This is a genomic window from Sphingopyxis sp. H053, assembly GCF_001468225.1.
Lineage (GTDB): Bacteria > Pseudomonadota > Alphaproteobacteria > Sphingomonadales > Sphingomonadaceae > Sphingopyxis.
Genome location: NZ_LNRU01000002.1, coordinates 277,077 through 289,749, shown reverse-complemented (window position 1 = coordinate 289,749; position 12,673 = coordinate 277,077). Strand labels below are relative to the sequence as shown.

Genomic DNA, 12,673 nt, shown 5'->3' with positions numbered 1-12,673 from the left:
TGCCTTGCTCCGCCCGCCGGCGTCAACCGAAAGCCTTATTGCTGCGGCGGCGTCCACAGATCGTCGTTGCCCGCGCCGGTCACCGGATCGTCGAGCAGCGGCTCGCCGGTCATCGGATCGATATCGCGCATCGTGATCAGCGCTTGCGGGAAATTATTGCCTTCGCCCACGCCGTCGTCATCGTCGACCTCCTCGTCGATAATATCCTGCACCGGGAAATTATTCTCGAAATCGAAGGTCACGGTGGTGCAGGCGGTCGGGCTGGCGATAAGGCAGCCGTTGAAGGTCGATCGGCGATCATAGCTGCCGACTACCGGCGCCGCGCCGCCTATCGTCAGCAGCGGGACCGTGTCGATGCCGGTGATCTGGCCGCCCGCGCCAAGCTGCACCCCGTTGATGACGATGCGCGACGTCCCTTGCGTCCGCACATCGAGTCCGCCGGCGCCGAAGGTCAGCCCGCGGCGCTGCGCGAAGTCGGTGCCCGCCCCGCTGTTCTGGACATAGAAGCCGCCGACGACCTCGGCGCGGATGCCGCGCGCGAACAGCGCGCCCTCGTCGAGCGTGACGCCGTCATTCTGGCCGAGACGCGTATTGATCGCGTCGGTCGTCGTCGCCGCGCCGACTGCGGTAATGGCGGCCTCGGTCGCGACGATGATGTCGTCCGATGCCATGTTGAGCTGCCCGCCCGGCGCATTATTTGCCCCTAGCAACCGGACGCTGCCCCGGCCGAGGATGACTTCGAGCGCATCGCCCGCGGCGAGGTTGAGCGCGTTGGCGTCGGTGAGGCCCGTCAGCTGGACATTGCCGATCACGCGCATCTTGCCCGGGGTGCGGATCGTCAGCGCGCCATTGGCGCCGAGGTTGGCGTTCGATGCGCCACCGGTCATCGTGAAGGTGTCGACGACGACGTCGGGCGGCGTTGCCGACCCGACCGAAACGGGCCCCGCGCTCTGCACCTCGGGCGCGAAGATTTCGATCTGTGTGCCATAGAGGCGCGTCAGCTCGTCGGCGTCGATATGATAGCCGTTGGGGCCGTTGGGTCCGGCAGTGCCACCGACGAAGGTCTGGTTGGCGGTGTTGTTGTTGGCGACCGACAGCTGCCGGGTCACGCCCGCGGTGCCGACGCGGCCCGTCGGCGCAATGCTGATTCCCGCCGAGGCGAGCGAGATCGACTGGCCGGTGACGAGGCCGTTGATCCCGAGCGATGCGCGCGCCGCGGCGGTGAGGTTGCCGGCAACGGTAACGGTGTCGAGATTGAGGAAACCGACCGAATTTTCGATGATCGCGTTGGCGGCGGTGAGGTTGCCGATGGTCATCGCCTCGCCCTGCGTGCGCAGGTCGGCGGTGCCGGCGACAGTGCCGGTGGCGACCGAGAAGTCGCCGCCGCCCCGGACATAGGCGTCGCCGACGTCGGTGGTCAGCGTGGCAAAATGCAGATCGCCGCCGCCTTCGATGCGGATCGCATTGGCGCTGGCGTTGATCGTACCCCCCGCGATGAGGCTGCCGAGCTGGATATTGCCGTCGCTGCTGTCGAGGCTGGTCGTGCCGAGGACATTGGCCTGGTTCGCGGCGACCCCGGTCGCGCCGGTGAGCGTCACATCCTGTCCCTCGATCGACGTGATGCCGATCGCGGTCCCCGCGGTCAGCGTCGCATTGCCCAGCGCGCGGACGCCGCCGCCCGTGATCCCGGCGGACGAATTGACGACGACATCGCCGTCGGCGCTCAGCGTCGGAAGCGCGGAGCCGCCGGGGCTGGTGAGCGCCGCAAGCGTCATGTCCTGCGCGGTGATCGTCGCATTGCGTCCCGCCGCCACGGTGCCGGTCAGATTGGCGATACCCGCCGCATCGACCACAACGTCGCTGAAGGCATCGAGGCCCGCGAGCGTCGTTGCGCCGCCCTGCGTGCGGATGCTGCTGTCGCCGCCGGTGGTGCCGAGGCCGAGCGTCGTCGCGCCGTTGACCGCGATATTGTTCGCGGCGTTGAGCAGGATGTCGTCGCCGGCGGACAGCGTCGCCGCGCCGATCGCGCCGGCGGTCGACGCCATCACGATGTCGGCGCCGTTGATGCCTTGCGACCCTTCGCCCGTGCCGATGGTGAAGGTCGGGCTGCCCGAGGCTGTCGAGAAATCGAGGATATGCGTGTCGGCGCCGGCGCCGGTGGTGCGGACGTTAAGCGCGTCGATATTGCCCGCGGCGCGGACGGTGATGTCGTCGCCGCCCGTGACATCGGTCAGGCTGGCGGCCGTTCCCGCGATGACGAGAACGTCCTCGCCCGCCGTGCCGCCATCGATCGACGCCGCGGCCCCGGCGTTGACACCGAACATGCGCGCCGCCGAGCTGTCGGTGAGCGTCGCATTGCCCGCGGCGATGACGAACAGATTGCCCTCCGCCGCGATACCGTTGCGGTCGACATAACCGCCGTTCGCCTGCGCCGAAGCGTTGATATTGGCATCTGAATTCAGGAAGATATTGCCGCCCGCCACATAGGTGCCGGAAAGGTCGGCGGCCGAGAAGATCGAGATGTTCCCATCGACGTCGGCATTGGTCACCGCAACCGCGCCGCCGGTGCCGAAGGCGAAGAAGGACGCCGCGCCCGTGACATTGCCGGTGAGCGCGATGCTGTTGGCGAAGAGGTTGATGTCTTCGCCCGCGGCGATCGACCCGCCGCGAATGCCTTCGGCGCCCGCCGCCGTACCGTCCGCCGAAAGCCCGACCGACAGGCCGGCGGTGATCGAGTTAAAGGCGATCGACTGGCCCTGGACCTGGACGAAACCGCCCGCGGTCGAGTTGCCGAGGTCGACGGCGCCGGGCGAGGTGATCGAGATGTCGCCGCCGGTGATGATCGAGTTGAGCCCGGTACGGAAGCTGGCGGCGCTCGCGGTGAAATCATTGACCGCTTCGGCATGCTCGATGCTCGCGGCACCGCTGCTGCTGATCGTGATGTCGGCGGCATCGAGCCGATCGACACCGATCGTCGCGGCGGCGCCTTCGCCGGTCAGCGAGAGCGTGGCCCCTGCGGCGAGCAAGCTGCCCGGCGCGCCGCTGATGCTGGTTCCCGCGACGATGAACAGATCGTCGGTGGCCTCGATCGTCGGTGCCGCATTGGCCCCGCGCAAATCATGGCGGATATCGATCTGGTCGCCCGCCTGCAGCTGCGCCGTTTCGCCGACGGTCACGCGTCCGGCGCCCGCTGCATAAAGGCCGATCGAGCCGTCGGTGCCGAGCGTCAGGCTTCCGGCTTCGATTGTCCCGCCGGCCGCGCCAAGGAAGATGCCCGCGGGGGCTGTGCCGGTGTCGTTGTTGGTCGGATTGGCAAGGCCGCGCACCTCGACGTCGAGGCTGGTGAAGTTGACTCGGCTGTCGCTACGAATTTCGACGCGGCCTGCAGTATCGCCGCTGGCAAAGATATTGGTGTTGCCAAGGTCGATCAGGCCGGGGCCGGCGTTGGTCGTCAGCGCATCGATATTGACGCGCCCGCCGGCGGTGCCCGCAAAACCGCCGTTTGTGCCGGGCAGACTGCCGCCGCCGCCGGCAAGGCCGCCGTTGCCGCCGGTTCCCGACTGACCGCTGACATCGATTTCCAGAGACTCGCCGGCGGTCGTGATCGTGCCGCCGTCGGCAATCAGCCGTACCGATCCGCCGACCCCGCCGCCGCCGAGCCCGCCATCGCCGCCAATATTGCCGGCGCCGAAATCGGCGGTGCTGCCGTTGCCGCCGTTGCCGCCGATCCCGGTGCTGCCGAGTTCCACGACGTCGCCGGCGGCCAGGCCGAGCGTCATCGTCGCGCCATCGCGCGAAATGACCTCGATCGCGCCGCCCTGCGCGCTGCCGCCATCGCCGCCCGAGGGCGCGACCGCCGCCGACGAACTGAAGCCGAGGCGGCCGTCGCCGCCATTGCCGCCGGCCGCGCCGGTGACAAAATTGGCCTGCGTCACCCTGACGCGCGCATTGGGGCCGTCGGCGAGGACGCTCGACGTCCCGCCAAAGGCATTGCCGCCGTCGCCGCCGCGTCCGTCGTCGGCATCGCCGCCGTCGCCGCCTTCCGCCGTCGAATCGAGACTGATCGCAAGCGTGCCGGCGTCGAAATCGTCGACGATCGCCTGCGCGATGCCGCCATAGCCATCGCCACCCGCGCCGCCGACATTGTACGCGCCGCCAAGGCCGCCGGTGCCCTGCGCAACGGCACCGACATCGGTGATCGTGCCCGACGTCGCCGCCAGTCCGATCGTCGCGCGCCCGCCCCGGCCGATGCCGCCCCGGCCGCCGACGCCGACGCCGGTCGCGCTGCCCGAACTGCTCGAGAAGAAGGAGGAGCCGCCTTGGCCGCCGATACCCGATGCATCGGCGGTCACGCTGCTCGCCGTGACCGAGCCGCCGGTCAGGTTGACGCTGGCGGTGCCGCCGGACCCGTTTCCGCCATTGCCGGGCGTTCCGGGTGGGGACCCGAAACCCGCGTTAAAGCCGCCGCCGGTGCCGCCGGTGCCATTGGCATAGGCCTCGATCACGCTCGCATCGACGACGGCGGTGCCGCCGATGTTGATGACCGCATTACCGCCGACACCCGCACCGCCGGTGCCGCCCGCGATGATGTTGGCCGGATCGTCATCATTCCCGTCCGTCCCCGGACGGCCTTCGCCGTTCGCCGATGCGATGATGTCGGCGGCGGTGATCGTCCCGCCCGACAGGTCGATCGTCGCGACACCGCCGGTGCCCGTGCCCGACACGCCCTGCGCGATCCCGCCCAAGCCATCGGCGCTGATGCTCATGTCGCTGATCGAGATGTCGCCGCCGGTCTGGGTGAAGGTCGCGGTGCCGCCGGTGCCGTTGGCGCCGCCGCCGCTGGCGCCGCGGCCGGAACCGTTCGCCGACAGCTCGATGAGGCCGCCCGACACGGTGCCGCCCCGGACATCGAGCGTGACCGTGCCGCCGCGGCCGTTTCCGCTGCTATCGATCGGCCCGCCCGGAACCTCGATCTCCACCGCTGTGCGGCCGTCGGCCGCGCCAGAAAGCTGGCCATAGTCGATTGCGCTGCCGGAACTGGCGGCGGTCTGGATCAGGATGGTTCCGCCGGTGCCCGTCGGGGCGGCTCCTGCCGTTGTCGCACCGCCCGATGTGCCGCCCGCGATCAGGTCGGCGCCGACGCCAAGGTCGAGGCGGCCGCCATCGGCGATGAGCTGGATCGTCCCGCCCGTCGCCGCGGTGCCGGCGGCGCTGCTGCCGGAAGTCGCGCTGGCGTTGAGCTCGTTCGTCGAGTCGAGAGTCGCCCGGATTTCCCCGCCATTGCGGGCAAACAGGTCGATCGTCCCGCCCTGCGCGGAGCCGCCCGTGCCAACGACATGGGCCGTGCTGCTGCTGGCATCGACCCGATAGATCTCGGCCACGATCGTTCCGCCGTCGGCGAGGAAGTCGACATTGCCGCCAACGCCGTTTCCGGCGCTTTGCGTGACGGCGTTGGACATGTTTCCGCCCATCGCCTGGACGATGAGGCTATTGCCCGTGGTGATCGTGCCCCCTGCGGTCGCGTTGACGGCGACATTTCCGCCGGTGCCCGTTCCGAAATTCTCGCCGGCCGGGTTGGATGGAAAGGGATTCATGCCAACCGCGAAAAGATTGATGAGGCCGCTGCTGCTGATGGTCGATCCGTTGGTCGCCGCCAACGTCACATTATTCCCGCGCGCGTTGCCCGATTGCCCCGTGGTGCCGCTGGGGCTGAGCGCGATTCCGGCCTCGGCCGATGCGACGAGGGCGATCGACGCAAATTGCGCGGTGGCGCCGCCGTCGGCCGTCAGGCTCGCCGTGCCGCCCAGCGCATCGCCGCCGGCCGAATTTTCTCCGCCCGCATCGCCGCCCCGTCCGCTGGCATCGAGCGAGAGTGTGCCGAGCGATTTGATTCCGCCATTGTCGCTGTTTATGACGAGAGCGGCGCTACCGCCCGTTCCGTCGCCGCCGTTTAAGGTATCATCCGGGCCGGAGAAACTTCCGCCGGTGCCCAGCGCCTCGATCGATGTGTCCGAAGATTCGAACGCGGTGTTCGATCCGAGGATTTCGATGCGCGCGGTGCCGCCCGTTCCGTTGCCCGCCTGAGCCGGGCCGAATCCCCCGCTGCCATTTGCGTCGATCGACACATTGTTGGTCGCGCGGAAGCTTGCGCCATCGGAAACCGTCAGCGTCGCGGTGCCGCCTTGCGCATCGTCGCCGGTCGGGATGGAAATATTGGTGGGGCCGAACGCCGACGCGCTGATGAGGACGGTGCCAGTGTCCAGCAATGTGCCGGAATTGCTGACAGAAATGCTGGCAGTGCCGCCCCGTGCGTTTCCTGCCAGGCCATTTGTTCCGATGTCGGCAGAAGCGATTGCGGATAGGGAGAGGACCGGGGTTGTTACGGTGCCCCCGGTAATCGTCAGGCTGGCGGTCCCGCCCTGACTGTCGCCGGTTGCCGTGGCGGGCAGGCTCAGCGACGTGATCTGCAACAGATTGCCCGTCGACAGCGTCCCGCCGGTCACATTCACTGCAACATTGCCTGCGGCGCCGGCGGCGCCATCCGATCGGACCGTCAGATTACCCGTCGCGCCGCCCTGCTGACCCGCGCCGATGGTCAGCGACGCACCGGCGTCGCCGCTGAAAACCCCGTTGCCTTCGACGAAGATTTGTCCCGCTGACGACAGAGGGGGCGGCGATCCCGGGATCTGTTGCAGCGCCTCGCCGACAAAGGTGCCGCTTGCACGCGCGACGGTGCTGCTACGGAACAGCGTATCGTTGACGATGATATTTGCCGTTGTGGCGTTCACGGGGTTCAAATTCTGTTCGCCGCTCGTGATATTATAGCCGGCGGACAGGCGTACCGCGCCATCTTCTTCTGTTGCCGAGACGGCGTCGTCATAACCGATCGCCCCCGACACCAGCATCGTCACCGCGTCATTCTTGGGAATGGCGACCATATAGATGCGGCTTTGGTCGGTATCGCCGTCCTGATGCGCGGGGCCGGTGGTCGTGCCGGTGTGGGTGATCGCGTTGCCGCCCTCGACCCCCCGGGTGACGTTGATGTCGAAGAGGCCGCCGTTGATGCGGATATCGGCCTGTTCGGCGGCGACATAAGCGGCCGACCCGTCGACGCGGACGGTCCCAGCCTGGACGACGCGCGGCGCGACGAGCGCGATATAGCTGCTGCCGGGATTGCCGACATTGTTCGCGTTGATCGCGCCGTTGACGGTGATCGCCGACGTACTGCCCGCCGTCCCGTTGAACCGGATCGTTCCGCCGGGACCGAACAGGCCGCCGGTCGTGATGATGTCGTTGGTGGTGAGGACAAGGCTGCCGACGTTGATCACGCCCGACGCGCCGATCAGGATGCCGCCGGCGTTATAGAACCAGATATTACCGCCGCGCGGGCCGCTGGTCGATCCGACATAGCTGTTCACAATGCCGTTCAGCGCGATCTGGTCGGTAATCGAGGTGCCCGCCCCGTCGACGAACCGGTTGAGAACGACATAGCCTGTGGTGTCGCCGACATAGTCCAGCGTGTTGCCTGTGGGCAGGAAGTCGATCACGCCCGCGACTGGCGTGTTGGAGGGTGTCCAGTCGACAATGCTTTGCGGCCCGTTGACGTTGACCGTCGATGGATTCACGCCCGTCCCCACGGTCGTACCCGAAGGGAGGGTCGTGATCGTGCCCGACCCCGCGACCTGTGCGAGCGTGGGGCCGCCATAGGCGAGCGGCATCATCCCGGCGGCGATCGCGCAGCTTGTCAGCAGTCGCTGCTTGCCGGGGCCGCTGGGCGAGAGGGAGGCGATGGCACGCATATCCGTTGTCCTCGATGCAAAATTCATGGTCAGCGCGCCCTCACGCCGAATAAGGTTGTCAGCGATATCAGCAGCCGCGGATCGGGCCGCTCGGCGAGGAAGCCGCCGCGGTTGAGCGGTACGGCGAGTGTCATGTCGAGCCGCGCGAGATCGCCGTAAGCGACGCGTATGCCGCCCCCCGCCGAATAGAGTTTCTGCGGATCGAGCCCGTCGAAGGCGCTATCCTTGTTCCACACCCACGCGGCGTCGAAAAAGACGAACGGCTGGAAAGCGAAGCTCTCGGTATTGGCGGGAACGAACGAGCCGTAGCGTGCTTCCAAAGCCACCGCGACGCCGCTGTCGCCGATCACCGTGCCGGGATCGAAACCCCGCCCGACGGTGAAATTGCCGCCCGAAAATTCCTCATAGGCGAGCAAGGGATCGTTCGCCCACTGCGCGCGCGGCGCCGCCGACAGCGTGAACAGCTTTGCCGGCCGCCATTCGGCGAGCGCATTGGCGCGGACGAGGAAGGCGTCGGGCTGTCCCTCGACACGCGTCAGCGGGATCGCGCCGGGCAGGAAACACGCCGTGCCGCCGGGGCCGCAATCGTCGCTGGCGCCGAGGAAGGAGGCGCCCTTGCGCGCTTCGAACGAAGTGGAGAGCGACCAGCGCGGTTCGCTGGGGCTGTAACCGCCGCGTCCCGCGATCGAGCCGGGATCGATCCAGCTCGCGTCCGCACGCACATTGAAGACGCGCAGCCGGTCGCGGTTGATCGGAAGGCTGGCCAGGCCGATGTCCTGGTCGATGAAATCGAGTCCGCCGCCGAGGGTCACGCGCCGCGCCTGCGTCAGCACGAGCGGATAGGCGGTGAACAGGCTGACGATCTGGGTGTTCGACTTGACCGGAAAGCCGGTGATGTCGGGGCGCGTCCAGGCGTAGGTATAGCTGGCGCCGAAGCGCAGCCCTTCGCCGCCGACGCGGAACTCGTGCGACGCCTGCACGACCTTTTGCTCGTCCAAATCGGGGGTCGCATAGAAGCTGACCGTCGTGAGGTCGCCCATGCCGGTGAGGCCGGCGAAGCGCGCACGCGCGATGCCGCCCCAGCGGCCGACGTCGCGCGAGCCGAAATTCTGCGCGTTGAAGTCGAAGGTGAAGGGGGTGCGCGCGACGGTGACTTCGCCGACGACCTCTCCTGGAACCGCGCCGGGGCGCAGCGTCAGGCGCGCATCCATCCCCGGAATGTCGCGTGCGAGCAGCAGGTAACGCTCGGCATCGACGATGTTGAACACCGGCTGGTCGTCGAGCCGCGACAGATAGCGTTGCAGCAGACGTTCGTTCGCGCCCGCGTCGCCGCGCACCTCGATCCGCGACATGCGCGCCGACAATATGTCGAGCCGGACGACGCCATCGCCGATCGTCTGCGGTGGCACGCGGACCGCCGCCAGATAGCCCTTTGACCGCAAGATCGTCGCGGCGCGGTCGCGAATGTCGCACACCGCCGAGATCGGCAATTCCTGTCCGACGCGGTCGGACCAGCTCGGCGCCAGCACCGCATTGTCGATGCCTTCGACGCTCGAAAATTCGACCCCGCGCAAGGTGAAGCGGACGTTGGCGAATTCGGGGTTGGCGAGCGGGCAGGGCGCGCGCTCGATGCCGTCGTCGACCGCGACGACCTGTTCGTTGGGCTGGACCGCGGGCACCGGCGGCGGGCGCTGGATTTCCTCGCGTGTCGGGATTTGCGGGGTCGCCTGCGCCCACGCCGCGGCGGGCAGGACCGCGGCGATTACCGCCGCCGAACCGGCCAGCGCGCTGCGGATCGCGGCGCGCCCCGGCCGTTCGATCGCATGTATTCCGAAGTCCCCCGACACGGTCATCACCACCCCTTGCGTATGGGCGCGCCGCGACGATCGCGATGCGCCAACTCCACTGCGCTGCCACAAGGCGGCAGCGCAAATTTCGACCCAAGGAAATGTTCCGTCACGCGACCGGCGGAATTTCCTTAGAAGATTATCAGACAGATAGGGCGGGGACAATCGCCGCCGCCCCATCCATTTACCTTATCCCGCTTCGGCTTCCGACATCGTGTCGACGAGGCGGTTGAGCTGCGGCGAGCAGCCCTTCGCCATCAGCATGTCGACCGATCCTTCGACCGTGTCGGGCGCGTTTTCCATCGCGGCGAAGCGCACTGTTACCGGCTTGGCGAGGCCGCCGCCCGACAGGCGATAGTCGGTGCCATATTGCACCGGCAGCACATCGGTCGGCCATTTGCGGAAATTCGCGCCATCGACGATCGCGACCGTCGTCTTTTTGCCGGCGCTTTCGATCTCGAGCGCGGTGTCGCCTTCCATATTGGGGCGCCACAGCATCAGCACGGCGGGATCGAGGACGCAAAAAGTCCCCGCCTCGCGATAATCGAGCAGCCAGAGGTTCGGCGCGCGGACATTGGCGGGGGTTTCATCGCCCGGACCGCGCGAGAACCCACCGCGCGACCGCATCGTCGGCCCCTTGGCGAGCATGCGCGTGACGTTGCCGCCGAGCGACTGGCTCGCCTGCACGGTGCCGGTGGCGCCAAAGGTGCCTGGCCCCGACAGCGTGCGCGTCTTGCCCGCCTGCATCAGCACGATCTTGTCGCCCGCGACGAGGGTCAGCTTGTCGACGGACTTGAGCTTGGCACCGGCGGGATATTTGCTCGCCGACGGGCCGGTCGAGCGGACGACCATCGATTGGGCAGCAGCGGTGCCGACGCAGGCGATGGCGGCGATGGCCGCGGCGGCGGTGAGGCCGAGGCGGCGCATCCGGAAATCAGGAAAGGACATAGCTTTCTCCCTCTTTTGTCTCGTTAAGGCGTTCTATCAGAAACATGATGGCTGCATCCTGACCGAAATCCGCCTGTATTGCTGTGGCACAGGTCACATAGGTTTTTTTGTCGCCCGCAGTGTGTGCGGCGACCAGCGCGGCGATGCGCGCGCGCTGGTCGGGGGCAAGGTCGGGGCGCGGAGTGAAGACATCGACGGGTTGTGCGCGGCCGCGCAGCGTGACGCGGCCCATCGGCACAAGGTCGTCGCGGCCCGAGCGCGCGCCGGCCTCGGCGGAGATCAGCACGCCGGTTTTCAGCCCCTTGTTCGCGGCCTCGAGCCGTGACGCGGTGTTCATGCTGTCGCCGAGCGCGGTGTATTGGATGCGTCCTTCGCCGCCGAAATTGCCGACGATCGCGTCGCCGACGTGGAGGCCCACGCGCGTCATCCCGATCGGCGGGACGTCCTCGCCGGACAGGTCGACGCGATATTTCTCGCCCGCCTGATACATGGCGAGCGCGGCGGCGGCGGCCCGCGGGCCATCGTCGGGGCGGCTGAGCGGCGCGCCCCAGAAGGCGACAATCGCATCGCCGACGAATTTGTCGATCGTCCCGCCATGTTCGAGCACGATGTCGGACAGGCGATCGAGATATTCGTTGAGCAGCCGCGCGACGGTTTCCGGCGTCACCGCGTGGCTGAGCTTCGTAAAGCCTTCGAGATCGGTGAAGACGCAGAAAATATTGCGCCGCTCGCCGTGGAGCGAGAGCTGGTCGGGGTCGCGCATGATCTGCGCGGCGACGTCGGCGGGCAGATATTTGCCAAGCGCCGACTGCGCAAAGGCGCGCTGGCGCGACCCGATGGTGCGTGCGGCGGTGCCGACCGCGGCGTAACCGAACAGCCAGCCGACCGCCCAGCCGAAGGTCGGCAGCGTCGTCGTGTCGATGCCGCGTCCCTGCAGCCAGAAAGGGAAGGCGATGAAAAAGGCCATTTGCCCGAGGAAGGCGAGCGCGACCCAGCGTGCGCGCAGGTCGATAAGGCTCGTCAGCCCGCCCGCAAGAACGATCAGCACCGCGAGCACCCAAAGCGCCGGCGCGGCGATCGGCCGCGTCCATGCCTTGTCGAGCTGCTGCGCCAGCATATGCGCGTGGACCTCGAGCCCGATCATCGTTTCATGCTGGCCGGTGATCGCGTCGGGAAAGCGGCTGAGCGGCGTGTTGAACTGGTCGTTGTCGATGATGTCGCCGCCGATCAGGATATAGCGCCCTTTGACCAGCTCCGAAAAACCGGCGCGCATCTCGGCATCCATCGGCATCGCGAAGGTGTCGATCGGGATGTTGGCGAAGACGGGTTCCTCCTGCCCCGCCGCGGCGCGCGCGGGGACGAGGAAGCGGATATTGCCCTGGAAATTCGCATGCGCCGCGTCGACGGGAGCCATCGCATTGGACATCAAGGGCGGCAAATTCTTCGGCCGGTCGGGCCAGTTGCGGATCACGCTGTCGTCGTCGGTGCGGAACAAGACACTTGTCGGCTTCGTCTTTGCGGTCGTGACCTCGGCGATATAGGATTGGAGGAATTTCTGCTGTTCGTAGAAGATCGTGTTCGGGTTGCTCGCCTGTTCGGCATAGGCGAGCCAGGTCGGGGTCTTCATCGCGCGCAGCTGCGCCTTCAGCAGATCGTCGTCGGGGCGCGGCGAGTCGAAGGCAATATCGATGCCGATCGCTTTCGCGCCCATCTGGTCGAGATTGCCGAGCGCATTGGCGAGCAAAGTACGGTCGAGCGGCGAGCGGATGCCCGTGTTGAACAAGGTCTCGTCATTATAGGTGACGAGCGTGATGCGTTTATCCTGCTCGACATGCGGCGCCATCAGCGTCGCGCGCGCGTCGTAAAGTGCGCGCTCGGCGGCGTCGATCAGCGGCATCTGCCAGCTGAAACGGGCGATCAGTATTGCGACCAAGAGGAAGACGATTGTCGCCGCCATCCGCGACGGGCCGAGCTGCATGATCAGCCGGCGGACGCGCTTGCGCAGCGGCACCGCGGCCTGCCGGCCGTCCTGCGCGGGCGCGTCGGCCGCGGGAACAAGAACGTCGGGTGCGTTCATCG

General features: G+C 67.6%; 4 protein-coding genes. All 4 read right to left on the bottom strand.

Going from position 1 to position 12,673, the window contains the following annotated elements:
* Positions 1-35: 35 nt before the first annotated feature.
* A complete protein-coding gene (locus tag ATE70_RS04530) occupies positions 36-7,799 on the bottom strand; it encodes a hypothetical protein (RefSeq protein ID WP_058536750.1) in 7,764 nt (2,587 codons plus the stop codon).
* Positions 7,800-7,828: 29 nt separating this feature from the next.
* Entirely contained in the window at positions 7,829-9,652 is a 1,824-nt protein-coding gene (locus ATE70_RS04525; RefSeq protein ID WP_058536749.1) for a ShlB/FhaC/HecB family hemolysin secretion/activation protein, read from the bottom strand.
* Positions 9,653-9,835: 183 nt separating this feature from the next.
* On the bottom strand, positions 9,836-10,594 hold the full coding sequence (locus ATE70_RS04520; protein WP_058536748.1) for a hypothetical protein: 759 nt from the start codon (positions 10,592-10,594) through the stop codon (positions 9,836-9,838).
* Complete coding sequence (locus ATE70_RS04515) at positions 10,581-12,671, bottom strand: adenylate/guanylate cyclase domain-containing protein (protein WP_058536747.1); 2,091 nt, start codon at positions 12,669-12,671, stop codon at positions 10,581-10,583. Before ATE70_RS04515 ends, ATE70_RS04520 begins: the two co-directional genes overlap by 14 nt.
* Between the last annotated feature and the right edge of the window lie 2 nt (positions 12,672-12,673).